Origin of the sequence: Arthrobacter castelli DSM 16402 (assembly GCF_000430705.1) — a bacterium.
Taxonomy (GTDB): domain Bacteria; phylum Actinomycetota; class Actinomycetes; order Actinomycetales; family Micrococcaceae; genus Arthrobacter_C; species Arthrobacter_C castelli.
Genome location: NZ_AUMN01000014.1, coordinates 93183 through 118878 on the forward strand (window position 1 = coordinate 93183; position 25696 = coordinate 118878).

Genomic DNA, 25696 nt, shown 5'->3' on the forward strand with positions numbered 1-25696 from the left:
GACTGACCGGCCAGAGCCAAGTAGGCTCGTCAGTGTGACTTACGATGCTTCCTCTGCTGACATGTCCGCAGCCGACTCTGCCGGCGCGACGTACCCTCATGACGTGACCTCGCGGCCGCAAACCGCCATCGACGGCGTTGCCGACGCGTTTGTCGAGACCCTGTTGGAACTCGATCCCGGATTTGCCACCTCGCTGGGGCTCCCCGGCTACGAGACGGAGTACCGGGACTACTCCCCGGCCGGCCATATCGCCTTGGCGGAAGCGACGCAGGAAATCCTCGACCGGCTGGACGACCTCGATCCGACGGACGAAGTGGACCGGGTGACGCTGGATGCAATGCGGGAGCGCCTCGGCCTGGAACTGGAGATATTCGAGACCGGCTGGGACCTCGCGGCGCTGAACAATATTGCCTCACCCGCCCAGGAAATCCGGGCCATCTTCGATCTGATGCCCACGGACACAGTGCAGGACTGGATCCATATAGCCGGACGGCTGCACAACGTTCCGGACGCCATCTCCGGGTACATGTCGTCGCTGCGTGCGGCGGCAGAAGACGGCGTCGTCGCCGCCAAGCGCCAAGTGCGCACCGTCATCGGGCAGACCGAACGGTACGCCGAGGACGGCGGATTCTTCGACTCACTGGCCGCTTCCGCCGCCGAATCAGACGCAGAGGTCTCTGCGGATCTGGCCGGGCGGCTCAAGGAGGGGGCCCAGCGCGCCAAGCAGGCCTACCGCAACCTGTCGCAGATGCTCTCCGACGAGCTGCTGGAGGCCGCACCGGAAAACGACGCCGTCGGCCGCCAGTTCTATACACTGATGTCCCGCCGCTTCCTCGGCTCCACTGTCGATCTGGAGGAGACCTACCAGTGGGGCATCGATGAGCTGGACCGGATCATCGCCGAGCAGGAAGACGTGGCGGACCAGATCTCCGCCGGCGCCGGCGTCGCCGAAGCGATCGAGGTGCTCGACGCCGACCCGCAGCGGCAGCTGCAGGGAACCGAAAGCCTGCAGCAGTGGATGCAGCAACTCGCCAACAAGGCAGTTGAGGAACTGGCCGGCACCCACTTCAGGATTCCGGACATCATGCGCACCATTGAGTGCCGCATTGCCCCGACCCAGGAAGGCGGCATCTACTACACCGGCCCCAGCGACGACTTCTCCCGCCCCGGGCGCATGTGGTGGTCGGTGCCGGAGGGCGAAGACACCTTCACCACCTGGCGGGAGACAACCACCGTCTACCACGAAGGCGTACCCGGACATCACCTGCAGATCGGCACGGCAACATACCAGCGCGGTCTGCTGAACAACTGGCGGCGCAATGCCTGCTGGGTCTCCGGCCATGGCGAAGGCTGGGCGCTCTGTGCCGAGCGGCTGATGTCCGACCTGGGCTATCTGGACGACCCGGGCGACCGACTGGGCATGCTGGACGGGCAGCGGATGCGCGCCGCCCGCGTCGTCTTCGACATCGGCGTGCACCTCGGCCTTGAAATGCCGCAGCGCTGGGGATCCGGTGTCTGGACCGCCGAGAAAGGGTACGAGTTCCTCAAGCAGAACATGTCGATCAGCGAAGGCCAGCTGGAGTTCGAGTTCACCCGCTACCTGGGATGGCCGGGCCAGGCGCCGTCCTACAAAATCGGCCAGCGGCTCTGGGAGGAAATCCGCGACACCGTCGAGGAGCAGGAAGGTGACCGGTTCGACCAGAGCGCATTCCACACCCGCGCCTTGAACATGGGTTCCGTGGGGCTGGATACGCTGCGCCGCGCCTTGACCGCACCACGCGATTGATTCTTGTCACACCGGCTCCGGGAATAGCATCACATCATGGCTGAATGGTGCGGCTGCGGGCGGATGAACCTGCCGGCACCAGCAGTCTCCTGCGTAACATTTCTTCTTACCAGCTAACTCTGTTAGCCAAGCTCGCCTAGTGTTGCCGGGTGACTTCTTCAAATACCCGCGCCCCGGAGCCGGCAGCGCCCGCAAAGTTCAAGCTCCCGAAATGGATGACGTCCTTCGGCCCGCAGATCATCATCGCCCTGGTCGCGGGCCTGTTGCTCGGACTGTTGGCCAAGCAACTGGGCGAAGGCCCCGACGGCGCGCCCAATGCGCTGACGGCCACCCTGGAGACCATCGGCTCCAGTTATGTGACGCTGCTGAAGACAGCCGTGATCCCGCTGATCTTCACCGCCGTCGTCAGCAGCATTTCGAACCTGAAGCAGGTCTCCAACGCTGCCCGGCTGGCCTGGCGCACGCTGCTCTGGTTTGGCATCACGGCGCTGATCGCCGTGATGATCGGCATGGCCCTGGGCACCATCCTGCAGCCCGGCGCTAACACGGGCGCCGAACAGCCACCAGGCTATACCGGCGGCACCGGCAGCTGGTGGGCGTTCCTGCAGGGCATCATCCCGCAGAACTTCCTCGGCCTCGCCGCCGAAACCGAGATGGAAGAGGCGGGAACGGCCGTGACCTCGCTGAGCTTCAACGTGCTGCAGCTGCTGGTCGTTGCCGCCGCCGTCGGCATCGCGGCCCTGAAAGTCGGCGAAGCCGCCGAACCTTTCCTGAGGCTCAATGCCTCGGCACTGGCGATCATCCAGAAGGTGCTGTGGTGGATCATCCGGCTGGCGCCGCTGGGCACCGTGGGACTGATCGGCCGCGCCGTGGCCACCTACGGCTGGGACACCATCGGCTCGCTGGGCAAGTTCACGCTGGCCATTTACCTGGGCCTGTTCCTGGTGCTGTTTGTGGTGTATCCGGTGCTGATCCGCAGCCACGGGTTGTCCGTCAAGCAGTACTTCTCCGGCGCCTGGCCGGCGATCCAGCTGGCCTTCGTCTCCCGGTCGTCCGTGGGCACGTTGCCGCTGACCCAGCGGGTGGCTGAACGTAACCTCGGCGTTCCGCGCAGTTACGCCTCCTTCGCCGTCCCGCTCGGCGCCACCACCAAAATGGATGGTTGCGCCGCCATCTACCCCGCCGTCGCGGCGATCTTCGTCGCCCAGTTCTACGGCGTGCAGTTGGACGTCACCCACTACCTGCTGATCGCGCTGGTCTCCGTGCTGGGCTCGGCCGCCACCGCGGGCACCACCGGCGCCGTGGTGATGCTCACGCTCACCCTCTCGACGCTGGGGCTGCCGCTGGCCGGCGTCGGACTGCTGCTCGCCGTCGATCCACTGGTCGACATGGGACGCACCGCCGTCAACGTGGCGGGCCAGGCGCTGGTGCCAACCATTGTCGCCAAGCGCGAAGGCATCCTGGATCCGGAGCTGTACAACGCTCCGCGTCACGGTGACCCGTTCGCCGACGACGGTACTGATGGTGCAGGGCGGGACACGGCTTCCGGGCAGGACGCGGCGGAGGAAACTGCGCCTTCACGCGCCTAGACCGGCTACGGGCCTGAATCGACAGAGCCGGGCAGTGCCACTACGGCGGCGCCGCCCGGCCCTGGGTCGTTCTTGTCGAACTTGCATCACCAAATCGAATCCCCCGCATTGGACGACGGTCCAAACCCCGGAAACTGAGCGGAAACCAGCAAAGGGGTTGGGGGTTACGTCATCGGGGCCGTCGGAATGCTCCCCTCGTTCTCCCGGTTGACATTCGAGCACAGCACAGATGCTCTCAAGTGTGCTGAACCGTATCGCTCGTGCCTTACCGTTCTTGAGGTTGCTGAGGTGTGCCATAGTGATTCCGACGCGCGCACTGAGCCGGTCAGAGGCGTCTTACGTCCGGCAAGTATCACGTCCAGAAACCGCGCCCGGTACGCCGCGGCCAAATACATCGAAATCTTCTACAAACGCGACCGGCCGCACTCCACCCTGTGCTACATCACCCCACACGAGGCCTGCCCAGGACACCCACTCATCGTCCGCAGAAACCCCTGTGGCATAAAGAAAACCAGAATCAGTGTCCAGAAACGTTGACACGCTCCATTCGCCCACCGTTTATCTGGTGCGGCAGTGAGAATCATTTTCCGATATTGTTCTACGGGTGAGGAAGTTGGTTGAAAAGTATTCCGCCTGTACGTTGTTTGCAGTAACTATACGAAACAAATGTGAGAATTCATGACACGGATGAAGAAGACTGCAGCCATAACCGCAGCTCTGCTCTCGGGTTCAATGATTTTTGGTACGTTACCAGCCACAGCCGCCCCATCCGGACATGGATCCGGTTCTTCGCGGACGGTACCCGTTTTACCCCGGAAAACCATGGGAGGCTTCACCTCCGTCGAATGGAACGCGATTGCCAGGAACGCAGAAAAGGCCGGTGACCGGGTCAGTGCACAAGCTGCCCGCCAGGCAGCTAAGACCGCACAGGGTGGCTCCACTGCTGGGGGTGGCGCGGTCCAACCAGCCAACATCATTACGACTCTCGGCAAGAAGGCGCTCGTTGCCGCGCTACGCTACGCTGGCCCGAAGCTGCCCAAACCGATGCGCCCCTATGCTCACAAGCTCGCAAACGTCATCGAGGAAGTCAGCGAATTTCAGGAAGGGGCCCTGATTACCGCGTTCCAGCAAGTGCGCGTCCCCTACGACGTGGCGGCTACCGCAGCTAAGTGGTGCGTCGTGTTTCTCGGCTTTTAGGCCTGAAGCAAGTGGATAACAGGGACGCTGTGCCCAGGTCCGGTGAACGGCTACCTCCGCTTAGTGTGGGACACAAGATTCTGTTCGGCCTTTGGTTGTTCGCAATCCTGATAATCGTGGCGCTGCCAATGATTGGCGGCTATTATGGCGCGGTCTTGATTTACACAGCCGATGTGGTTTATCCGGGTGTCAGGCCCTGGGTCACCCCGATTATGGCGGGCATTTTTGTCGCCTGGCTGGTCGCCAGCCATATTGTCGAGTTGTTACTGCGTCGTAGCTTTCCGCCCCGCCTTGTGGTCCTCAGGGAAATCGTGTCGACATTGATCGGCCTATTGATCCTCGCCGTGCTCTACGGTCTTGTGTTCACCGAGGCAATGGCTTCGTTCGTTGCTGCTGTGATTGCCAGCGCCTTGTTCCTCGCATGCGCCCCTTTGATCCAGTTCCTCGAAAAACGGGCACCTGAACGATCGTGACCCCGGCCAATAGACGTTTCCGAATTCCGGGGCCTGCTGGACAACTAACGACCACCAGCCACCAGACGGCATAAGGTGGAAGCGTGTCCGATCCAGAATTGATACTTGCTTCCGCTTCCCCCGCCCGCACCAAGCTGCTGGCCGACGCCGGCATCGCACACCGGGTGATGGTGTCCGACGTCGACGAAGATGCCGTCACTGCCGCCGCGGCGGTGACCGATCCGCATGAGATGGCCCTGCTATTGGCCCGGGCAAAATGCGAAGCCGTGGCGGCCAACTATTCCGGCTCCGGGCTGGTGCTGGGCTGCGATTCGGTCTTCGAGTTCGACGGCGCTGCGTACGGTAAGCCGTACACCGAGGCCGCTGCCAGGGAACGGATTCTGCAGATGCGCGGCAAGTCAGGCGTGCTGCACACCGGACACTGGCTGATCGACTCCCGCCAATCCGCCGCAGGCGCAGTCGCTTCGGCGACGGTTCACTTCGCCGATATGACGAACCAGGAGGTCGACGCCTACGTGGCCACGTCCGAGCCCTTGAACGTGGCCGGTTCCTTCACCATCGACAGCTACGGGGCCGCATTCATTACCTCCGTCGACGGCGACGCCCACGCCATCGTCGGCTTGAGCGTGTCGACCCTGCGATCATTGCTGGCCCGGGTGGGAGTTTCCATCACCGATCTGTGGCAAGCACCTGCTTCGTAGCTGAAGGCCGCACGTTTGTAGCATCCCTACAAAATCCGTGCCCCTCCCACGCAGATACGGCATGAATCGTAGGCGAAAACCGCAAAAAGGGGTTAAGCTCCACAAGAGATTAATAAGGAGCCGCCGTGATCAGTAACCCCATGCCCGAATCCGACGCATCACCTATCACCAAGGTGCTGATTGCCAACCGGGGGGAAATCGCCGTACGCGTGATCCGTGCCGCCAGGGATGAAGGCATCGATTCGGTGGCCGTCTACGCTGAGCCGGACCGGGACGCCGTTCATGTGCGCCTGGCCGACGAGGCGTACGCGCTGGGAGGATCAACCGCCGCGGATTCTTATCTGATGATGGACAAGGTGCTCCGCGCCGCGGAGCAGTCCGGCGCCGATGCCATCCACCCCGGCTACGGGTTCCTGTCCGAAAATGCCGACTTCGCCCGGCAGGTGATTGATGCCGGGCTGACCTGGATTGGTCCGCCGCCGTCGGCCATCTCCTCGCTGGGCGACAAAGTCCGCGCCCGGCATATCGCAGAGGAAGTCGGCGCGCCGCTGGTGCCGGGCACCAAAGATCCCGTCTCATCCGCGCAGGAAGTCCTCGATTTCGCCGACCAGCATGGCCTGCCCTTGGCCATCAAGGCCGCCTACGGAGGAGGCGGCCGGGGCATCAAGGTCGCCCGGACCCGCGAGGAAATCCCGCAGATGTTCGATTCCGCCGTCCGGGAGGCCACCGCCGCGTTCGGCCGCGGCGAATGCTTCATTGAGCGGTTCCTGGACGCCCCACGGCACGTCGAAACGCAGTGCCTGGCCGATGCGGCCGGACACGTCGTGGTGATATCGACCCGGGACTGCTCGCTGCAGCGGCGCAACCAGAAGCTGGTGGAAGAAGCACCGGCCCCGTTCCTCACCGACCAGCAGAATGAACGGCTGTACGAATCGTCCAAGGCGATCCTGGCCACGGCGGGCTACCAGGGCGCCGGCACCTGCGAATTCCTGGTCGGCCGTGACGGGACCATCTCATTCCTGGAGGTCAATACCCGGCTGCAGGTGGAGCACCCGGTCTCCGAAGAGGTCACCGGCATCGACCTGGTGCGTGAACAGTTCCGGCTGGCCCGTGGCGAGGAACTGGGCTATGACGACCCGCCGGTTCACGGTCATTCCTTCGAGTTCCGGATCAATGGCGAAGACCCCGGACGCGGCTTCCTGCCCCAGCCGGGCACGGTGGCGGCGCTGAAGCTGCCGGCCGGGCCGGGAGTACGGGTGGATTCGGGCATCGAGGCAGGCGAAGTGATCGGCGGAAACTTCGACTCCATGCTGGCCAAGCTCATTGTCACCGGTCCGACCCGCCGTCACGCCATCGAACGGTCCCGCCGTGCGCTGGCCGAAACACACATCGAAGGCATGCCATCAGTGCTCCCCTTCCACACCGCCGTCGTCAATGATCCGGCCTTTGCCCCTGCAGAGGGACCCTTCACCGTCCACACCCGCTGGATCGAGGACGAATTCGCCAACAACCTCCCGGCCTACGACGGCATACCCGAGGCATCAAACGCCGACGACGACCGCCAGCGGGTCACCGTGGAAGTGGGCGGCAAGCGCCTTGAGGTGGTGCTGCCGGCCGGTCTGGGTTCGGCTTCGTCCAGCAGCAACGGCTCCAGGAAGAAGAAATCGCGGAGCCGCTCCAGTACACCGGCAACGGCCAGCGGCGAGGACCTGGCGTCACCGATGCAGGGCACCATCGTCAAGGTCGCCGTCGGCGACGGCGACAGCGTCGCCGAGGGGGACCTGGTGGTCGTGCTGGAGGCGATGAAGATGGAACAGCCACTCACTGCCCACAAGGCCGGCCGGGTGTCCGGCCTGAAGGCCCAGCCGGGCGATACCGTCTCGGCCGGAAGCGTGCTGGCCAGCATCGTGGACTAGTGCCTCGTCAGGCGGCTCTGGGCTGGTACTCGGGTTTGCGGATTTGGCGCTGGGAATTCGTATTCGGTCCAGTTTAGCCAGGACGCGTTCGATGGAGTGAATACCAAAATCTCCTCACGTGTTGCCGCCCGATGCACATAGCCCCCGGTGGTGGCGAACAGTTGTGCAATATTCGGCACCGGCCGGCCCTGGGCCGAGGGGCCATCCCGATCGTCGCCTGCCGCACCCGCACCGGACCCTTCGTGCCGCGTCGGCCGCTGCGGAGTTCAGAAGGGTGCCGGCCCGTCGGGATCGTTTACCGATTTCCTGTTCGTCGCGTTGCCGGCGGTGTCGTCCTTCCTGGCTTTGGGTATTTGCCATGGATCCTTCCGGGCCGGCGTACGTCCGGCAGCGGCCATTTTGTTGCCGGCGCCGTGCTGTTCGTTCCCGGCGCTGCGCCGGCCCGGGCCGTGTGCCATCTTCTTGCCCGGGCCCGTTCGTGGATTTGCCTGGTGCTTGGCTGTCTCGAGCAGGGTGGCGATATCCGGTGCGGGTCGCATTTCGGGTAGTGGTCCGTCGGGGGTGTTGGTGTATGTGCGTCCTGCCGGTGAGGTCCAGTCCACCCTCCCGTCACGATGCTGGACATCGGACCACAGTCCCGCGGTCTTGAGCGCGTGGCCGGGTCTGCACAGTGGTTTGAGATTCGTCAGTTCGGTCTGCCCTGTCGGGTACGGGACAGTATGGTCGAGGTCGCAGTGACGGGCAGCCTTGTTGCACCCGTACCCGCGACAGGTGCGATCCCGCAACCGCACCAGCTTCTGCAGGTCCTTGGGCACCGCATAGCTATCCCGCCCATACGATAACGGCGCACCGCTCTCCGGATGGGTCAGCAACCGCTTGAACGCCGGAGCACCCGCCGCCAGTTGTCGGGCGGTGTCCTCGTCGACGGGACCGTACCCTTCCAGATCGGCCGGCTCATCGGATAACCCCATCAAGGTCAGCACCGGCACCACTACCGTGACTTCGGCCTTGATCCCGGCGTAGTTGGGGATGCGACCCGAACCAGGTGGATCACCACCGGCAGGCGGATCGACACCGGCGGAACCAGGCACCCCGGGGCCGGCGCCACCGGCCGAACCGGCGGCGGGAGGAGTGTCTCCGGTAGCTCCGGCTACGGGAGGATCTGCGGCGATTCCCGCCGATCCGGCTACGCCGGGTGCGGCGGGACCGGTCGGGGCACCGGGTGGCGGCCGCGAACCGTAGAAGACATCATTGGTCGTACCCGACAACGCCGCTGGCGGTAGTCCGGTGCCAGTGCCGGTATGGAGCAGGTCCGCAGCCACATCAGCCCGCAACTGGGCCAGGTTACGTGGTTCGTCGGGGCACTGCAGCGACCGGGCCAGACTGGTTATCCGGTTGAACGCCGCCACCGCGGCCTCGGCCGGCAGGTACAGGCTTAGCCAGCTCATGCCGTCTTCGACCGGCTCGAGGACCACCGTCCGATCCGCGGCCGCTTTTTCCTTGCGGCGCTTGATGGTCTCCGGGTGGGAGCGTTCCCGCACCCGACGCGCTTTCGCCGCCACCAGATGCTTCGCCCGCCCCGGGGCGAACCCCACCATCTCGGTTTCAAACTCCGCATACGCCTCCGGCGGGAGGCTGCCGCATTGATCCGCAATGACCTCGGCCTGCTGCGGATGCAACACCCCTTGAGCCAGCGCGTCCAGGGTGACCGGCAAGCCACTGGTGAGTAGATTGCTGTGCCCGATGAGTTGGTCCGTCGCCCGCTTGGACAGGTCCAGCACAGTGCCGATCTCCGACTCGGCCACCATGACCGCCAATTGGTCAGCATCCGGACCCGCCGGCGGCAGAGGCCCTTCTTCATCGACCCGGTCGCCGGCGGTGGCACACACCCTTGAGACGGCTTTTGCTTTGAGGGCTTCGGCGGCGGAGGCGAGCTTGCCGGCCTCGTCCAGCAGATTCACCGCCTGCCGGTAGTCAAGGGTTTCAGCATCGACATGGTCCAGCCCGTTCACAATCCCCCGGGCCAGCACCGGCTCATCACTGAACCCGGCGGCCCGACACAGCGCCACGACCACATCCAGCTCAGCCTCCACACTCAGCCGCCCCTCCTCGCCGGCAGCCGCACCAGCACCCGCCTCACCCGTGTCACCGGCGGCAGCACCGGAGGCAGCAGCGTCAGCGTCAGCAGCCGCAGCGCCATCGTCAAAGGCAGCACCGCCGTAGGCACCGGTCCCGGCAGCACCGCCAGCAGCACCGGAAGCCGCGCCAGCGCCAGCAGCACCGGAAGCACCAGCACCCGGACCGCCACCGCCGCCGTCGTCGTCACCATCAACTCGAACCGTCATAACATCAGTCAATCACCGGGGTACGACAATTTTAGAAGAATCAGGCGCCCGTATATAACGGTAAGATAACGAAAACCAGGCTGTGGGTGGCCGGGACGACGTGCGGACACTCCCCGGGGTCTGTAAAGCCGGTCTCGCGGTTCGCTCGCACCGGCGGGCCGGGTGGTGTGCGTCAATGAATTCGGCGCCGCTTAATCTGATGCCGCGGCCGGGAGCCGGCTGGTTCGCACCAGACGTCACCGCCTGATGCGAACACTCCAACGTGGAACTGGTATTCACCTGACGAGCACGAGGCAGGTTTGAAGAATTCCCAGCAGGCGTTCAACGAACGTTAAGAATGCGTGCGTACTTTGACTAGTACCAGCCGCAGACCAGAAGGGATTTGATGATGACGACCCGCTCGAATACACATGGCACCGGCGAGCTCCAGGATTGGCAGGCACCGCAATGTGGTCAGCCCGTGCGGCTCCGGCATCAACGGCAGGAACCGGTCAGCGGCGTGATCGATATGCGCACCGATGACGGATCGGTCATCTGGGTGCAATTGAACGACGGCGGCGGCCGCCGGTTGATCCACCGCGACGATGGGTACCAGTTGGAAGCAGCCGCCGGCAGGGACTGACGCTTGGCAGCCGCCGCGGACTGACACCCGGCAGGGACTGACGCCCGGCGACGCCGCGGCGGCGACGATGAAACGTGCGCACTGCTCTCCGATGCCCCCTGCCGACGCCGAGTCCGAAAGCTCGTCTCATGATATGGACGTTACTGTCCAGTAACCCGCCCGGCGCTTAGTGTGCCAGATGGACTTATGAACGAGCAAGGAGTCAGCAACGTGAGCAGCAGCAAGGCGGCCGGATCCACGGCACCCGAAACCGGCGATGAACTCAATGTTCCCCGCGGGCGGATTGTCATCGCCAGCCTGGTGGGTACGACCATCGAGTTCTACGATTTCTACATCTACGCGACGGCCGCCATCTCGGTGTTCCCGCTGCTCTTCTTCCCCGCCGGCGACAGCGGCGCCGCGCTGCTGTCGTCGCTGGCCACGTTCGGCCTGGCCTTCGTCGCCCGCCCCATCGGATCGATCGTCTTCGGACACTTTGGCGACCGGATAGGCCGCAAGGCAACGCTGGTCGGGTCGTTGCTCACCATGGGCATTGCCACCTTCCTCATCGGGCTGCTGCCCACCTACGCGCAAATCGGGCTCTTTGCCCCGGCCATGCTGGCCATACTGCGTTTCTGCCAGGGGCTGGGCCTTGGCGGTGAATGGAGCGGCGCCGCCTTGCTCGCCACCGAGACGGCGAAGAAGGGCAAGCGCGCCTGGGCCGCCATGTGGCCGCAGCTGGGCGCACCCTTCGGCTTCATCCTGGCGAACGGGTTCTTCCTGCTGATGACGCTGTGGATGGGCTACACCGGCTCTGCCGCCAACGACCTTGGCCATCCCTTCGTGGTGTGGGGCTGGCGGATCCCGTTCCTGGTTTCGGCCATCATCGTGCTGATCGGCCTGTACGTGCGGCTGAAGCTGGAAGAAACACCCGTCTTCGCCCGCGCAGTCGCCCAGGGCAAGAAGGTCAAGACACCCATCGTCGAGGTGTTCCGCACGGCGTGGAAGCCGCTGCTGCTGGGCACGTTCATCATGCTGGCCACCTACAGCCTGTTCTACCTGATGACCACCTGGATCCTCAGCTACGCCATTGGTTCAGTCGAGAACGGCTTCCTCGGCATCGCCTACCAGGACTTCCTGGTGGTGCAGCTGATCTCCATCCTCTTCTTCGCCGCGTTCATTCCCGTGGCCGGCTGGCTGGCCGACAAGTACGGCCGCCGGCGGACCCTGATGGTCGTCACGGTCGGCATCATCATCTTCGGGCTCTGCTTCAACCTGTTCCTGGCCCCCGGGAACATGGGGGTGGGCGACGACGCCAATATGGGGCTGATGGTGGCCTTCCTGATCATCGGCATGGCGCTGATGGGACTGACATTCGGGCCAATGAGCGCGATCCTGCCGGAGCTGTTCGAAACCAACGTGCGCTACACCGGTTCGGCCTTTGCCTACAACATCTCCTCGATTTTCGGCGCCGCGCTGGCCCCCTTCATCGCGGCGTGGCTGGCCAAAGACTTCGGCGTCGGCTGGGTGGGGGTCTACCTTGCCGCGATGGCAGTACTGACGCTGGTATCGCTCTACCTGTCCAAGGAAACCAAGAACATGAGCATGGACACGTTGCAGGACGAAGCGCACGAGGACACCCCGGCCCGCTGACCCTCCTGCCGCAGGGGTGCCGCAGGGGTGCCGCAGGGTTTCGCGCCCCGAAGATCTTCCCGTACTGCCCGAAGCCTCATCCGCCGCAATTGGCACCGCACCGAACGGCTACTTACCCGCCGGGCGGCGCTATCATGGAACTGAGGCGGGCCAATGGACGATTTCGAAGCGGTACTGACATCCGGCCGGGCAGCCTACGAACGCGGTGATTGGGAGGCTGCCTGCCAGCAGTTCAGCCGTGCCCGCACGCAATCACGGCTCAGTATTGAAGATCTGGGCCGGCTGAGCAGTTCTGCCTTCTCCTGCGGGCAGGTCCAACAGATGCTGGACAGTTCCGAGGAGCTGTACCACCGGCTGCTGCGCGACGGCGATACATCGACGGCCGCGATGAAGGCCTTGAGTCTGGCGCTGATGTGGGTTCTCGACGGCGATCCAGTGGTCGGCTCCGGATGGCTCAACCGGGCGCGGCGTCTGCTGCAATCCGAACCGGAGTCAGTGGAGCACGGGTTCCTGCTCTATCTGGACGCCGCGTACGCCCTGACGCTTTATGACACCGGGCCGGCGGTGACGGCGGCGCCGGAGCTCAACCGGATGGGCCAGCGGCTGCAGAGCCCGGCCCTGACCTGCCTGTCGCTGGTGTTGTCCGGGCTGGTCGATGTCCGCGATGGCCGCTGCGCCGAAGGATTCGCGCAGCTGGACGAAGCTATGCTGCCGGTGCTGGCTGGCCAAGTCGCTGCCGAATGGGCCGGCGATATCTACTGCACGGTGATCCACGTCTGCCATCAACTGGCGGACCTGCGCCGGATGCGGGCATGGACGACGGCGACCGAACGGTGGTGCGAACAGTTCACCAATGGCGTCACGTACTCGGGCATCTGCCGTGTCCACCGACTGCAACTGCTCAGCTTCGAAGGAGGCTGGGAGGTGCTCGAAGAGGAACTGGTGCGCAGCAGCGCCGACCTCGAAGACCGCAACCCCTGGGTGGCCGGCGAGGCCTACTACCAGCTCGGCGACATCCGCCGGCTGCGCGGAAACGCCCCCGGCGCGTGGGATGCGTTCGGCCGCGCCCGCGAGCTGGGTGTGGAGCCGCAACCCGGTGAGGCGCTGCTATACCTCGACACGGGCAGGCCCGACGCCGGCTGGTCGGCCTTGTGCGCCGCCCTGGATGTTCCGGACCGGCTGGCCCGCGCCCGACTGCTCCGCCCGGCGGTGCACCTGGCACAACTGCAGGGACTGCCGGACGAGGCGGAGCGGCTCTGCCGGGAACTGGAAGAAACAGCGGCAGCCTTTGCCAGTTCCGGATTCCGGGCCTGGGCCGAGCACGCCAGGGCGGGCCTGCTCACCGCGCAGGCACGGCCCGGCGAAGCGCTGCCCCTGCTACGATCGGCCGCACGCCTCTACCACGACCTGCGCGGCCGGTACGAGGTGGCGGGTATCTACGAGCTCATGGGGCAGGCGCACCGCGATCTGGGCCAATTGGAACTCGCCGCCGCCAATTCCGCTGCGGCGCTGCAGATCTACCGCAGTCTCGGCGCCGGCCGGGACATCGAGCGCCTCTCCCCCACCACGTCTCCAGCGGGCCTGACGCCCCGCGAGGTCGAAGTGCTCGCCCGGGTGGCAGAGGGAGCCAGCAACAAGGATATCGCGGCAGCCTTGTTCATCAGCCAGAAGACTGTAGGCCGGCATCTGGCCAACATCTTCATCAAACTCGGCGTCACCTCCCGCACCGCGGCTGCCGCCTGGGCGCATGACAGGAAGCTGGCAGCGAGCCCGCCGGCGAACTGACATCCGGTCTGCATCATTTGCCCCATACCCCGCCACGCACGTCACAGCATTTTCCCGATGCCGGCGGTTCTATGCCCCTTTTACGCTCGAAGTGGGTTGGCAAAGACGCCGCCCGATGGCTAGAGGAGCAGAAGATGACCACCAAGACAGAAGAAGAAACCACCGGCGAAGCTGTCGAGCAGTTTGCCGGCCGTTGCCTAGGCGTAATGAATAATGCGGCCGCGGCGCTGCTGGCCAGCATCGGACACCAGACCGGCTTGTTTGACACCATGGCGGTGCTGCCGACGTCGTCCAGCGCCCGGATTGCCTCCGCTGCAGGTCTGAATGAACGCTACGTGCGCGAATGGCTCAACGGCATGACCGTGACCGGTTTCGTCGAATACAGCCCGGAGACCCGCACCTACTCGTTGCCTGCCGCCCATGCGGCGCTGCTGACCACCGCGGCCGGCCCGGACAATATTGCACAAGTGCTGCAGTTCGTGGCCATGATGGGCGAAGTGGAGCAGAAAATCGTCGAACGGTTCCGCACCGGCGGAGGGCTCTCCTACAGCGACTACCCGCGCTTCCACCAGACCATGGCTGAGGAAAGTGCTGCCACCTTCGACGCCGCCCTGCTGGGCGCTGTGCTGCCGCTCGTCCCGGATCTCCCGGCGAGGCTGGCAACCGGTATCGACGTCGCCGACGTCGGCTGTGGCAGCGGCCACGCCATCAATCTGATGGCAGATGCGTATCCGACCAGCACATTCACTGGCTATGACTTCTCCGAAGAAGCCATAGCCCACGGGCGTTCAGAGGCGGCCCGGATGGGTCTGGCCAATGCGACCTTCGTGCTCCAGGATGTGGCTGATCTGCACGCTCCGGACAGCTTCGATCTGGTCACCGCCTTTGATGCCATTCATGACCAGGCTCATCCGGCAACGGTGCTGGCCAACATCGGGCAGGCGCTGCGCCGGGGCGGACAGTTCCTGATGGTGGATTTCAAGGCATCCAGCAATGTCGAGGAAAATATCGGCCTGCCCTGGGCAGGGTTCCTGTACGCGATGTCCACGTTCCATTGCATGAGTGTCTCGCTCGGACTGGACGGGGACGGCTTGGGCACCGCCTGGGGTGAGCAAGTCGCACGGCGGATGCTGACCGAAGCAGGACTGAGGGACATCGAAACCAAGAGTATCGAGTCCGACCCATTCAACAACTACTTCGTCGCCACGAAGAAATAGGGCAGAACCATGGACCTGGCCATCATCGCCGGAACTATCTCCACCGTGCTGTTCGCCATCAGCAACATGCCGATGCTGGTCAAGGCGGTGCGGACCCGGGACATGGTCTCCTACAGCTTCGGCAACCTCGCCTTGAGCAATGTCGGCAACGCAGTGCACTCCGTCTACGTGTACAGCCTGCCGGTCGGACCGATCTGGGCGCTGCACAGCTTCTACGTGGTTGCGGCCGCGTTGATGCTGATCTGGTACCTGCGGTTCGGCCGGCGCCGGCCAGGGGCGCCCGAGCCGGGGGCGCCCGAGCCGACAGAGCCGAAACACCGAGGCACAGAGCCGGATCATGACGAAGCCACCGCGGCCAGTGAAGCCGCTGGACGCCGAGGCCCTGGCCTGACCCGCCTGAGCCTGGGTCAGATTGTTACACCTGTTGGGCCGGTTTGTTTAGCCGTGCCGTATTCAGTCCGCCGTATTCAGCCCGCCGTGAGCAGGTCCCGGGTGATTTCGACGGGTCATCCCGCAGCAGTGCACAAAGATCGCCACCGCAGAGTTGCCGCCGGCGATGCCGGTTCCTCCGAGCCTGGTTCCGCCGGGCGGTCACGGCATGCAGCGTGCCAGGGCACCCTCGTCCTCCGCCTTGTCCCCGGAGCCGCCGGCCTGTCCGGCCTGTCCGGTTTCAGGAGCGTCGGGGGTGGCACTGCTGGTGCCGCTTCCGTCCTGGCCGGCCGTTTCGGATCCGGAGTTCTCATCCGCGGAGGAGGTGCTGCCGGACTCCGGTTCCTCACTCTGCCCGGTGGCTTCGGCGACGTCGGCGGCGATCTTCTTGTCCACCCACTGGTGCAGGAAATCGAAATCGGGGGCCGCCGGATTGGTCACTTCCGGGGTAATCGGATGGCTGGAGATGCCCTGTTCCCTGACCTTGAACAACAGATCGATCATCGCATCGAGCTCATTGATGCGGATGCTGGTCGATACGTTGTTTTCGGCCGCCTGGACCAGGTCGATGAACGAGCTGGCGATCGAGGCGGGGTTGACCGAGTCCGTCACGGCCCGGATCATCCGCTGCTGACGGCACATCCGGTCGAAGTCATTTGACCCTTCCCGTGAACGCGCGTACCAGAGCGCCTCGTGGCCATCCAGCACCTGCAACCCGGGCTCGATGTATCCGTCGATGGGATACTGCTCGCCGGTGTATTGGTTGCTCCCCCCGCCGATGGGAATCCGCCGCTCCACTTTGATCTCCACCCCGCCGAGGGCGTTGATGATCGCTTCGAATCCGTCCAGGTTCACCATGGCGTACCGGTCGATTTTCAGCCCGAGGGTCTGCTCGACCGCGTGGCGGGTGGCGGTGCGGCCGGGGTGGTCGCTGTCGGGGAACAACTTCGGGTGGCCCGCCGCCCAATGCCACACAGCATTGATCAGATTCTGGTTCGGCGGGTACGCATCGAACCCGTTCGGGAAAACCTGGTGCATCGGGCTGCCGGGCGGGAATTGAACGAACTGCATGTTGCGCGGAATGCTGAACAGGCTGGTGGCGCCGCTGCTGGTGTCAATGGAGGCAACCATGATGGTGTCCGGCCGGGTGCCCACCCGGCCTTCACCGGAGTCATGCCCCAGCATCATGATGTTCAGCCTGGGCTCGCCGGCCCAAGGGTCCCCGCTCTGCTCCTCGTCAGGGCCGGTGCCCGTGTCTCCGGTCATGCCGACGTCGTCTTCGGTGGCGAACGAGTTCAGCAGCAAGGAGCGCTGCGCCTCCAGGGAGCGGACCACGTACCCGGTCGGCACCGCGAGCACCGCGACCAGGGCCAGCGCCACGACAACGCTGACGGTCCGCTTCCGGCCCTCAACGGTGAACTGTCCGTTCAACAGGTGGTTTCCCCGCAGCACCAGTACCGCCCACACCAGTGCCAGCACTGAGATGCCAATGGCCGCCACCGCCAGGATCCGGGGCCGTACCGCCATCTTGAGCGCCAGGTCGACGCCGCCAAACAGCAGGAACGCCAGGATGGCCAACAACGGAATGCCGACGAACACGGCCAGGTATATCCACCCTGACTTCCGCCCGGTCTTCAGCATTGCTGTGCCGGGCAGCGCCGCGTTCACTGCGGTCCATCCGACCGTGACCGGCAAGCCTCCGCGCCGCGGCTGGGTATTGCGCAGCCGTCCGTGCCTCGGAGGCATCATCTACGGTCTCCTCATCGTTTGTCTCCACGCGGCCTACGGCGCCCGGCTCAGGAAGCTGGGGCGGGCGCAGGAATAACCTGGACCAATTATATTCGCCCCCGGCATCATACGGCTCAAACCTGTTCAGGAACTGCGAACATGCAGCCTTCGTGCGGCTTCCGAAATCGATCCGGTCAGCGACGGGTAGACGGTGACGGTGTTGGCGACGTCGTCCACGTGCAGGTGCTGGGCCACCGCGAGCGCTATGGGGTAAATCAATTCTGCGGCACGCGGGCCCACCACCACGCCACCGATCACGGTACCCGATCCGCGGCGGGAGAACACCTTCACGAACCCATCCTCCACATTCATCATTTTCGCACGAGGGTTGGTGCGCAATGGCAATTTGACCACGTCACCCTGATACTGGCCGGACGCGATTTCCGCCTCGGTGACGCCCACGGAGGCGATCTCCGGGGAGGTGAAAATATTCGACGCCACCTGCTTGAGCTTGAGCGGCTTGACGATGTCGCCCAGCAGGTGCGCCATGGCGATCCGTCCCTGCATGGCGGCAATCGAGGCGAGTGCGAACACCCCGGTGCAATCTCCTGCGGCATAGACGTTGGGGGCGGTGGTGCGCGAGACGCCGTCGACCTTAATATGGCCGCTGTCGGTCAGCGCGACACCTGACTCCTCCAAGCCGATACCGGCCGTATTGGGGACCGCCCCGACTGCCAGCAGGCAGTGCGTGCCATCAACTGTGCTTCCGTCGTTGAGGAAGACCCTGACGCCGTCGTCGGTGCGCTGGACCGACTGTGCCCGGGTGCGGGCCAGCAGCTTCAGCCCCCGGCCCTGCAGTGTCTTCTCCAGCACCTGCGCCGCGTCCGCGTCTTCGCCGGGCAGCACTTGGTCGCGGCTGGACACCAACGTCACATGCGAGCCGAGTCCGTTATAGGCCGAGGCGAATTCGGCCCCGGTGACGCCGGAGCCGACGACGATCAGCTTTTCGGGCAGTTCATTGAGGTTATAGACCTGGGTCCAGTTGAAGATGCGTTCGCCATCGGGCTTGGCATCCGGGAGTTCGCGGGGATGGGCGCCGGTCGAGACCAATACCGCATCGGCCTGCACCGTCTCGGTTTCTGTGCCGGTGTCGACCTCAATGCAGTGGTCCTCAAGCAACTTGCCGTGACCGTGCAGAATCCGCACCCCGGCCCGCTCCAGTCCGTCGGCGATGTCCCCGGACTGCTCGGCCGCGAGCTTGAGCAGCCGTTCATTCACCTGCCCCAAATCGGCCCAGGCGGCCTGCGGGTCGTCGAATTGCACCCCGGTGGTGTGGGCGTTCGCCACCCGGACCATGGTGTCCGCCGTCGCGATCAGCGTCTTGGAGGGCACGACGTCGGTGAGCACGGCAGAGCCGCCGACCCCCTTGTTCTCGACGATCGTTACCTCGGCTCCCAGGGACGCGGCCACCATGGCCGCCTCATAACCTCCGGGACCTCCGCCGAGGATGGCGATCTTCAGGTGGTTAAAATCCAATTGACTGCTCACCGTCCAATTCTCACCTACATTGTTTTGCGCCCTCAAACCGGCCGGTTCTGCCCGCGCCTACGATGCACGGTACCTTGGTGCTGTGACTACTGCGACATCGGAACGGACCGACCCCTTTGAGCTCGCCCGCCAGGCTGCCGGTTATATCGCCGACCGTACGGGTGTTAAGGCACACGATATCGCGCTGGTGCTCGGCTCCGGGTGGGGCGGGGCGGCGGAGCTGCTCGGAGAGAGCACCTGCACCATCAACGCGGCGGATGTACCAGGCTTCGCCGCGCCATCGGTTGCCGGCCACGTCGGCACGATCCGGTCGGTGCTGTTGGCCGACGGGCGGCGTGCCCTGATTCTTGGAGCACGCACCCATTTCTATGAAGGCAAGGGCGTCGCAGCGGTGGTCCACGGCGTCAGGACCGCCGCGGCTGCCGGCGCCAAGACCATGGTGCTGACCAATGGCTGCGGGGGCCTCAACGAGGATTTGGCGCCCGGGACACCGGTGCTGATCTCGGACCACATCAACCTCACGGCCACGTCCCCGCTGGAAGGGGCCACCTTCGTGGACCTGACCGACCTCTATTCCAGGCGGATCCGCGACATCGCCAGGTCCGTGGATCCGTCGCTGGCCGAAGGCGTTTACGCCCAGTTCACCGGCCCGCACTACGAGACTCCGGCCGAAGTGAAGATGGCCAGGACGCTTGGCGCCGACCTGGTGGGCATGTCCACCGCGCTGGAAGCGATTGCCGCCCGCCATGCCGGAATGGAAGTCTTCGGCATCTCGCTGGTGACTAATCTGGCCGCAGGAATCAGCCCGAGCGCCTTGAGCCACGAGGAAGTCATCGAGGCAGGACAGGCGGCCGGCCCGCGGATTTCCCGGCTGCTGGCCGGTATTATTTCAAGACTGACGACGAATTGATTTCCACCCGCTGCCGCGCGTGTGTATAAGTTGGGACAATGACGCTTTCCACTGCCGAGCTGGAGCAGCTCATCATCAGGGCCAAAGAATGGGCCGACGCCGACCCCGACCCGGAAACGGCCGACCAGCTGCGGTCCCTGATCGAAGCCGCCGAATCGGACGGAACCGAACAGATCCAGGCCGGCCAGGAACTGGCGGACGCCTTCAACGGCACCTTGGAGTTCGGCACCGCCGGGCTGAGGGCCGCCATGGGGCCGGGCCCCAACCGGATGAACCGCGTGGTGGTGCGCCGGGCGGCCACCGGGGTTGCGGCCTATCTGCTTGAGCAGGCGGCCGGGACCTACAGGCCCCGGGCGGTCATTGGATTCGACGCCCGGCACAAGTCGGATGTGTTCGCCGCCGAGAGCGCCGCCATCTTCAGCGCCGCCGGCATCGACACCTACATCATGCCCTCCACGTTCCCCACCCCGGTGCTGGCCTATGCCGTCCGCGCCCTGGAGTGCGAATGCGGCATCATGGTCACCGCCAGCCACAATCCGCCCAAGGATAACGGCTACAAGGTGTACCTGGGCGGACGGGCCGTGGACGACGACGGCGCCGGCGCGCAGATCGTGCCACCCATCGACGAGGACATAGCGGCCCACATCGACCGGGCCGCGGAGACAGGCGTCGAGATGGCCGATAGCGGCTGGACAACCCTGGATGCCGGCCTCGAACGTGCTTACGTCGACGCTGTTGCCTCGCTGGCGATACCCGACCGGTTCCCGGCCCGCGACGTGAAGATCGTGCTGACATCGTTGCAGGGCGTTGGCGGCCCCACCGCCACCAAGGTGCTCGGGGCAGCTGGCTTCAACGACGTCGAACCCGTCGCCGAGCAGGCCCAGCCCGACCCGAACTTCTCCACTGTGAGTTTCCCGAATCCCGAGGAGCCGGGCGCCCTTGATCTGGCTATCCGTGCCGCGGAAGAGTCGGGCGCCGACCTCGTCATTGCCAATGACCCGGATGCCGACCGGGCCGCCGTGGCCGCGCCCGACCCGGACACCGGGCAATGGCGGATGCTGCGCGGCGACGAGGCAGGGGTGCTGCTGGGCGCCCACATGCTGGCCCGCTCGGCAGACGAGGACGGCGCTGTTGCCTCGGACGCACTGTTCGCCAACTCCATCGTGTCCTCCCGGATGCTGGGCAAGATTGCCGCGGCCGCCGGGATCGGGCACACCGAAACCCTGACCGGGTTCAAGTGGATATCCCGGGTGCCGTCCCTGACCTACGGCTACGAGGAAGCCCTTGGCTACTGTGCCGCGCCGTCGCTGGTACGGGACAAAGACGGCATTTCGGCTGCACTGCTGATCGCCGAGCTGGCCGCGGATCTGAAGGCCGCCGGCAAGACGGTGTTCGATGCGCTGGACGAACTCGCGGTGCAGCACGGGCTGCACCTGACCGACCAGCTCCCGGTGCGGGTGGGCAACCTGGGCCTGCTGGATGCCATGATGAACCGGCTGCGCGAGCACCCGCCCGAAGCCTTTGGCGGCTCCGCAGTCGACAGCGCATCAGACCTGGCCGAAGGCAGCGCCGACCTACCTCCCACGGACGGGGTGCTGTACGTCACCCGCGATGACACCAGGGTGATCATCCGACCCAGCGGCACCGAGCCCAAGCTCAAGTGCTATTTGGAAGTCATCGTCCCGGTCGATGCCACCGCGGACCTGCCCGCCACCCGCGAAACCGCCCGGCAGCGGATGGACGACGTGATCCAGGACGTACGCGAAGCGCTCGGGTTGTAGCCGGCGGGCATCCCGGGCCCAAAACGACTAAGGTAATATCGAATCATCATCCGCGCCTGGTTATCCCGGTCGCGGCAACTGACCCGAAGTGGACCAACGCAGGAGTGAGCCATGCAGCGCCCGAATTCACACGCCACCCATTCCGGTGAAGGTCACCTGGTGTCGAACCTGGCCATCTTCATCGTCATGATGGCCTGCTTCTTCGGAGCGCTCTACGCCTTCTCTTTCTGGAGCCTGGACAACGTCTTCATCCCCGGGGGGATCGGCATGGGCCTGTTCTTCCTCGCATTCTTCATTCCCAAGCAGATCATGGGAAACATGGAAAAGCGCGGCCGCCAGGACTAAACGTAGAGCCGGGCCCGGGCCTGCCGCAGCCCGGGCTCTACGCAGCACCGGCTTGCTCTGCTACAGCAGTCCCTTGGTGTGCCACACCGTCTTGGTCTCGGTGAAGAACGTAATGCGTTCAACCGACGGAGCCCCGGCATCCGGGCCGGACTCCGGCGGTGATACCCGCTTCAACGTTTCCGCCGCGGCTATCTGAAGGTCCACCCACTCCAGCTCCCCCGCGCCAAGCAGGTCGACGGCGTTGACGTCGGCGTGGCCGGCCAGCCACGGGGCGATCTCCGCGGCCGACCCGCTGAGGATATTGACCACGCCGGCCGGCACATCGCTGGTGGCCAGCACTTCGGCCAGGCTCAACGCGGACAGCGGGGCCTGTTCATTGGGAATCACGACGGCGGTGTTGCCGCTGACCAGCGCCGGCGCCACGGCCCGGACAAACCCTAACAGCGAACCTGAGCCCTGCCCTGCTCCCTGAGGGGCGACGACCGCGACCACGCCGGTGGGTTCCGGCGTCGACAGGTTGAAGAACGGCCCGGAGACGGGGTTGGCGTTACCGGCCACCTGCACATACTTATCAGCCCATCCCGCGTACCACACCCACAGGTCGATCGCCTCGTCGACCTGCGCGTCGGCGGCCGCGGCGGAGACGCCTTCGGCCCGGGCGATTTCGGCGGAGAACTGTGCCCGCCGCCCGTCCAGCAACTCCGCTATCCGGTAGAGCACCTGTCCGCGGTTGTAGCCGGTGGCCCCGGACCAGCCGGAGACGGCGGCGCGGGCGGCGAGCACCGCGTCCCGGGCGTCCTTGCGGGAGGCTTTCGCGACGTTGGCCATAAACGTGCCCTTCCGGCTCGTCACTTCGTACACCCGTCCGGACTCGCTGCGGGGGAACTTGCCACCAATGTAGAGCTTGTACGTCTTGGGCACAGTCAGCCGGGCAGGGCTCATTTGCTGCTTCCTTTCACGGCGGGCCTGGTGGAGGTTGCGGCGGTCTTGGCCGGCGCCAGGTACGCGGTCAGCCCGTGCCGTCCGCCCTCCCGGCCGTAGCCGGACTCCTTGTACCCGCCAAAGGGCGAGGCGGGGTCGAACTTGTTGAAGGTGTTGGCCCAGACCACTCCCGCGCGCAGCTTGTCGGCCACGGCCAGAATCCTGCTGCCCTTGTCGGTCCAGATGCCGGCGGACAGCCCGTACGGGGTGTTGTTGGCCTTGGCGATCGCCTCGTCCGGGGTGCGGAAGGTCAGCACGGACAGCACCGGCCCGAAGATTTCGTCGCGGGCGATCCGGTGGCTGGTGGACACGTTGGTGAAAATGGTCGGCGGGAACCAGAAGCCCTCGTCGGGCAGCACGCAGTCGGCGCTCCACTTGTCCGCGCCTTCGGCCTCGCCGATATCCGACAGCTCGCGCATCCGTCCCAGTTGCGTGGCGGAGTTGATGGCGCCGATGTCGGTGTTCTTGTCCAGCGGGTCGCCCACCCGCAGCGTGGACAGCCGCTGCTTGAGCCTGTCGACCACCTCGTCGTGGACCGATTCCTGCACCAGCAGCCGGGAGCCGGCGCAGCAGACCTGGCCCTGGTTGAAGAAGATTCCGTTGACGATCCCCTCGATGGCTTGGTCGATCGGGGCGTCGTCGAACACGATATTGGCGCCCTTGCCTCCCAGTTCAAGGGTCAGCTTCTTCGCCGTGCCCGCGGTGGAGCGGGCAATTTCCCGGCCCACCGCCGTCGAGCCTGTAAAGGCCACCTTGTCCACATCGGGGTGGTTGACCAGCGCCGAGCCGGTGGCGCCCGCGCCGGTGATGATGTTGACGACGCCGTCGGGCAGTTCTGCCTGCTGCAGGATTTCGGCGAACAACAGGGCGGTCAGCGGGGTGGTCTCGGCCGGCTTGAGCACCACCGTGTTGCCGGCGGCCAGCGCCGGGGCGATTTTCCACGACAGCATCAGCAGCGGGAAGTTCCACGGGATCACCTGGGCGGCCACTCCCAGCGAACGGGGCGCGGAGCCCAGGCCGGCATAGTCGAGCTTGTCCGCCCAGCCGGCGTAGTAGAAGAACCAGGCGGCGACCAGCGGGATATCGGCGTCGCGGCTCTCCTTGATGGGTTTGCCGTTATCCAGCGACTCGGCCACGGCCAGTTCGCGGGAGCGTTCCTGCACCAGCCGCGCGATCCGGAACAAGTACTTGCCGCGGTCCGCGCCGGACATTTTGGACCAGGTCTTCTCGTAGGCCTTGCGCGCTGCGGCGACGGCGGTGTCCACGTCCGCCTCGTCGGCGCAGGAAACGGTGGAGATCTGCTGCTCGGTGGCAGGCGAAATGGTCTGGAACGCTTCGCCGTTGCCGGGCTGGAACCCGCCGTTGATGAACAGCCCGTACTCACTCTTTAGGTCCAGAATCGCCGTCGACTCCGGAGCAGGGGCGTACTCAAGGAAAGTCATTGTCTATTGCCCTTCAGTCGATGGTGACGTAGGAGGAACCGGAGTAATGGCCGGTGGCCAGTTTCTGCCGCTGCAGCAGCACGTCGTTGAGCAGGCTGGACGCACCGAAGCGGAACAGGTGCGGCTGCAGCCACTCTTCGCCAACGGTTTCGGCAACGGTGACCAGGTACTTGATGGCATCCTTCGACGTTCGGATACCGCCGGCGGGTTTGACCCCGACCTGCTCACCGGTGAGCCGGTGCCAGTCCCGCACCACCTCCAGCATCGACAAGGTCACCGGCAGCGTGGCCGCCGGCGACACCTTCCCCGTGGAGGTCTTGATGAAGTCACCGCCGGCCAGGATGGCCAGCCAGGAGGCCCGGCGGACATTGTCGTACGTGCTCAACTCGCCGGTCTCGAGGATCACCTTCAGATGCGCGTAGCTGCCGTCAACGCGCTTGCACGCTTCCTTGACCGCGACAATCTCGTCGAACACCTGCCCGTAGCGGCCGGACAGGAACGCGCCGCGGTCGATCACCATGTCGATCTCGTCGGCGCCAGCGGCCACCGCGTCAACGGTATCGGCCAGCTTCACCGAGCGGGAGGCCCGGCCGCTGGGGAACGCCGTCGCGACCGCCGCGACATTGACGCCGCCGCCGTCGGACCGTGCACCGGCATGCGCTGCGCCGAGCGCGGTGACGGCATACGGAACCATGTCGCCGTAGACGCATACGGCGGCCACCTGCGGGGTGGAGAGGTCGTTGGCATCGGGGACCTTCGCCTTGGCCGCCAGGGAGCGGACCTTGCCCGGTGTATCGGCGCCTTCCAACGTCGTCAGGTCGATCAGGCTGATCACCTTATCCAAGGCCCACGCCTTCGACTCCTTCTTGATAGACCGGGTGCCCAGGCCCGCCGCGCGCGCCTCCAGGCCAACGGCGTCGACGCCGGCAATGCCCTCCAGATAGCGCCGCAGGCTCCGCTCGGTCAGGTCCGTTCCGATCACCTCGACTGCCCGTGCGGCCGGGGCGATCGCAGTGCCGGAGGCAGCGGTAATGTCCATTGTCACGTCCTGTTCCATGCTCATGCGTCATTGCTTGTGCCTGGCTATCAATCCTACCGCCCGTTTCCGGCTTCGCCGCAGTCGGGGGTCCCGGCGATGTTAGGTCGAAAAGGTCCGCCGGAGCCTGGTATGCCCTTCCCTAAAGATTCGCCGGTTGCAACCGGCGATTCCTTAGGAAAGCGGCTCACCTGTTTAGGCGAACGGCGATTCCTTGGGAAAGCAACAATTCC

General features: G+C 65.2%; 22 protein-coding genes. 13 read left to right on the forward strand and 9 right to left on the reverse strand.

Features of this window, described 5'->3' with window-relative positions; genetic code table 11:
• Nucleotides 1–61: 61 nt before the first annotated feature.
• Both H535_RS0115360 and H535_RS0115365 read left to right on the forward strand, forming a co-directional pair.
• Nucleotides 62–1786, forward strand: a complete 1725-nt coding sequence (locus H535_RS0115360; RefSeq protein WP_051299400.1) for a DUF885 domain-containing protein — start codon at nt 62–64, stop codon at nt 1784–1786.
• A gap of 215 nt (nt 1787–2001) precedes the next feature.
• Complete coding sequence (locus H535_RS0115365) at nt 2002–3375, forward strand: dicarboxylate/amino acid:cation symporter (protein ID WP_081416729.1); 1374 nt, start codon at nt 2002–2004, stop codon at nt 3373–3375.
• Here the strand turns inward: H535_RS0115365 and H535_RS30400 are convergent.
• Nucleotides 3364–3672 carry a helix-turn-helix domain-containing protein gene (locus tag H535_RS30400; RefSeq protein ID WP_425387287.1) on the reverse strand — a complete coding sequence of 103 codons (309 nt, stop codon included), beginning with the start codon at nt 3670–3672 and terminating at the stop codon, nt 3364–3366. The two genes, H535_RS0115365 and H535_RS30400, sit on opposite strands and share 12 nt — an antisense overlap.
• A gap of 390 nt (nt 3673–4062) precedes the next feature.
• On the opposite strand from H535_RS30400, the gene H535_RS0115370 reads away from it, so the two are divergent.
• The 4 genes from H535_RS0115370 to H535_RS0115385 all read left to right on the forward strand — a co-directional run bounded on the left by H535_RS0115370 (nt 4063) and on the right by H535_RS0115385 (nt 7662).
• Complete coding sequence (locus tag H535_RS0115370) at nt 4063–4572, forward strand: hypothetical protein (RefSeq protein WP_155838717.1); 510 nt, start codon at nt 4063–4065, stop codon at nt 4570–4572.
• 65 nt (nt 4573–4637) lie between these two features.
• Nucleotides 4638–5045, forward strand: coding sequence for a hypothetical protein (locus H535_RS0115375; RefSeq protein WP_035769867.1), 408 nt, complete (start codon nt 4638–4640; stop codon nt 5043–5045).
• 83 nt (nt 5046–5128) lie between these two features.
• Entirely contained in the window at nt 5129–5746 is a 618-nt protein-coding gene (locus H535_RS0115380; protein WP_026820251.1) for a Maf family protein, read from the forward strand.
• 140 nt (nt 5747–5886) lie between these two features.
• Nucleotides 5887–7662: an acetyl/propionyl/methylcrotonyl-CoA carboxylase subunit alpha gene (locus H535_RS0115385; protein WP_026820252.1), complete on the forward strand. Its 1776-nt coding sequence runs from the start codon at nt 5887–5889 to the stop codon at nt 7660–7662.
• Between the two features lie 266 nt (nt 7663–7928).
• On the opposite strand, the gene H535_RS30215 is transcribed toward H535_RS0115385, so the two are convergent.
• Together H535_RS30215 and H535_RS29075 are read right to left on the reverse strand one after the other, a co-directional pair.
• Nucleotides 7929–9755, reverse strand: a complete 1827-nt coding sequence (locus H535_RS30215; RefSeq protein WP_026820253.1) for an HNH endonuclease signature motif containing protein — start codon at nt 9753–9755, stop codon at nt 7929–7931.
• A 2-nt stretch (nt 9756–9757) separates the two neighbouring features.
• Entirely contained in the window at nt 9758–9991 is a 234-nt protein-coding gene (locus tag H535_RS29075; protein ID WP_026820254.1) for a hypothetical protein, read from the reverse strand.
• Nucleotides 9992–10395: 404 nt separating this feature from the next.
• On the opposite strand from H535_RS29075, the gene H535_RS25880 reads away from it, so the two are divergent.
• The 4 genes from H535_RS25880 to H535_RS0115415 all read left to right on the forward strand — a co-directional run bounded on the left by H535_RS25880 (nt 10396) and on the right by H535_RS0115415 (nt 15263).
• The gene (locus H535_RS25880; RefSeq protein WP_211236608.1) at nt 10396–10629 is read left to right on the forward strand and encodes a hypothetical protein; all 234 of its coding nucleotides are present in this window, start codon (nt 10396–10398) and stop codon (nt 10627–10629) included.
• A gap of 210 nt (nt 10630–10839) precedes the next feature.
• A complete protein-coding gene (locus tag H535_RS25885) occupies nt 10840–12261 on the forward strand; it encodes an MFS transporter (RefSeq protein WP_051299408.1) in 1422 nt (473 codons plus the stop codon).
• Nucleotides 12262–12414: 153 nt separating this feature from the next.
• Entirely contained in the window at nt 12415–14046 is a 1632-nt protein-coding gene (locus H535_RS0115410; RefSeq protein WP_026820255.1) for a helix-turn-helix transcriptional regulator, read from the forward strand.
• A 134-nt stretch (nt 14047–14180) separates the two neighbouring features.
• A complete protein-coding gene (locus H535_RS0115415; RefSeq protein ID WP_026820256.1) occupies nt 14181–15263 on the forward strand; it encodes a class I SAM-dependent methyltransferase in 1083 nt (360 codons plus the stop codon).
• Here H535_RS0115415 and H535_RS30220 read toward each other — a convergent pair.
• From H535_RS30220 to H535_RS0115430, 3 genes are all read right to left on the reverse strand, one after another.
• Nucleotides 15239–15367 (reverse strand): hypothetical protein, encoded by a 129-nt coding sequence (locus H535_RS30220; protein WP_281171262.1) that lies wholly within the window; start codon nt 15365–15367, stop codon nt 15239–15241. The two genes, H535_RS0115415 and H535_RS30220, sit on opposite strands and share 25 nt — an antisense overlap.
• Before the next feature lie 487 nt (nt 15368–15854).
• Entirely contained in the window at nt 15855–17441 is a 1587-nt protein-coding gene (locus tag H535_RS25890) for an LCP family protein (RefSeq protein WP_051299402.1), read from the reverse strand.
• 123 nt (nt 17442–17564) lie between these two features.
• Entirely contained in the window at nt 17565–18968 is a 1404-nt protein-coding gene (locus H535_RS0115430) for an NAD(P)H-quinone dehydrogenase (RefSeq protein WP_026820257.1), read from the reverse strand.
• 82 nt (nt 18969–19050) lie between these two features.
• Here H535_RS0115430 and H535_RS0115435 point away from each other — a divergent pair, with 82 nt between their 5' ends.
• From H535_RS0115435 to H535_RS0115445, 3 genes are all read left to right on the forward strand, one after another.
• Nucleotides 19051–19878, forward strand: a complete 828-nt coding sequence (locus tag H535_RS0115435; RefSeq protein ID WP_026820258.1) for a purine-nucleoside phosphorylase — start codon at nt 19051–19053, stop codon at nt 19876–19878.
• 38 nt (nt 19879–19916) lie between these two features.
• Nucleotides 19917–21659, forward strand: a complete 1743-nt coding sequence (locus tag H535_RS0115440) for a phospho-sugar mutase (protein WP_026820259.1) — start codon at nt 19917–19919, stop codon at nt 21657–21659.
• Nucleotides 21660–21770: 111 nt separating this feature from the next.
• On the forward strand, nt 21771–22004 hold the full coding sequence (locus H535_RS0115445; protein WP_026820260.1) for a hypothetical protein: 234 nt from the start codon (nt 21771–21773) through the stop codon (nt 22002–22004).
• A gap of 60 nt (nt 22005–22064) precedes the next feature.
• Here the strand turns inward: H535_RS0115445 and H535_RS0115450 are convergent, their stop codons facing one another.
• The 3 genes from H535_RS0115450 to deoC are packed head-to-tail and all read right to left on the reverse strand — an operon-like array spanning nt 22065 to nt 25490.
• Nucleotides 22065–22946 carry an aldehyde dehydrogenase family protein gene (locus tag H535_RS0115450; protein ID WP_026820261.1) on the reverse strand — a complete coding sequence of 294 codons (882 nt, stop codon included), beginning with the start codon at nt 22944–22946 and terminating at the stop codon, nt 22065–22067.
• The gene (locus H535_RS0115455; RefSeq protein ID WP_026820262.1) at nt 22943–24427 is read right to left on the reverse strand and encodes an aldehyde dehydrogenase family protein; all 1485 of its coding nucleotides are present in this window, start codon (nt 24425–24427) and stop codon (nt 22943–22945) included. The genes H535_RS0115450 and H535_RS0115455 overlap by 4 nt, the downstream gene beginning before the upstream one ends.
• 13 nt (nt 24428–24440) lie before the next feature.
• Nucleotides 24441–25490 (reverse strand): deoxyribose-phosphate aldolase, encoded by a 1050-nt coding sequence (gene deoC / locus H535_RS0115460; RefSeq protein ID WP_425387288.1) that lies wholly within the window; start codon nt 25488–25490, stop codon nt 24441–24443.
• Between the last annotated feature and the right edge of the window lie 206 nt (nt 25491–25696).

Coding starts and splice junctions, on each gene's coding strand:
- H535_RS0115360 (WP_051299400.1), top strand. CDS start 62: ATGTCCGCAGCCGACTCTGCCGGCGCGACGTACCCTCATGACGTGACC.
- H535_RS0115365 (WP_081416729.1), top strand. CDS start 2,002: ATGACGTCCTTCGGCCCGCAGATCATCATCGCCCTGGTCGCGGGCCTG.
- H535_RS30400 (WP_425387287.1), bottom strand. CDS start 3,672: ATGGCACACCTCAGCAACCTCAAGAACGGTAAGGCACGAGCGATACGG.
- H535_RS0115370 (WP_155838717.1), top strand. CDS start 4,063: ATGAAGAAGACTGCAGCCATAACCGCAGCTCTGCTCTCGGGTTCAATG.
- H535_RS0115385 (WP_026820252.1), top strand. CDS start 5,887: ATGCCCGAATCCGACGCATCACCTATCACCAAGGTGCTGATTGCCAAC.
- H535_RS29075 (WP_026820254.1), bottom strand. CDS start 9,991: ATGGTGACGACGACGGCGGCGGTGGCGGTCCGGGTGCTGGTGCTTCCG.
- H535_RS25880 (WP_211236608.1), top strand. CDS start 10,396: ATGACGACCCGCTCGAATACACATGGCACCGGCGAGCTCCAGGATTGG.
- H535_RS0115410 (WP_026820255.1), top strand. CDS start 12,415: ATGGACGATTTCGAAGCGGTACTGACATCCGGCCGGGCAGCCTACGAA.
- H535_RS0115415 (WP_026820256.1), top strand. CDS start 14,181: ATGACCACCAAGACAGAAGAAGAAACCACCGGCGAAGCTGTCGAGCAG.
- H535_RS30220 (WP_281171262.1), bottom strand. CDS start 15,367: ATGTCCCGGGTCCGCACCGCCTTGACCAGCATCGGCATGTTGCTGATG.
- H535_RS25890 (WP_051299402.1), bottom strand. CDS start 17,441: ATGATGCCTCCGAGGCACGGACGGCTGCGCAATACCCAGCCGCGGCGC.
- H535_RS0115440 (WP_026820259.1), top strand. CDS start 19,917: ATGACGCTTTCCACTGCCGAGCTGGAGCAGCTCATCATCAGGGCCAAA.
- H535_RS0115445 (WP_026820260.1), top strand. CDS start 21,771: ATGCAGCGCCCGAATTCACACGCCACCCATTCCGGTGAAGGTCACCTG.
- H535_RS0115450 (WP_026820261.1), bottom strand. CDS start 22,946: ATGAGCCCTGCCCGGCTGACTGTGCCCAAGACGTACAAGCTCTACATT.
- H535_RS0115455 (WP_026820262.1), bottom strand. CDS start 24,427: ATGACTTTCCTTGAGTACGCCCCTGCTCCGGAGTCGACGGCGATTCTG.
- deoC (WP_425387288.1), bottom strand. CDS start 25,490: ATGAGCATGGAACAGGACGTGACAATGGACATTACCGCTGCCTCCGGC.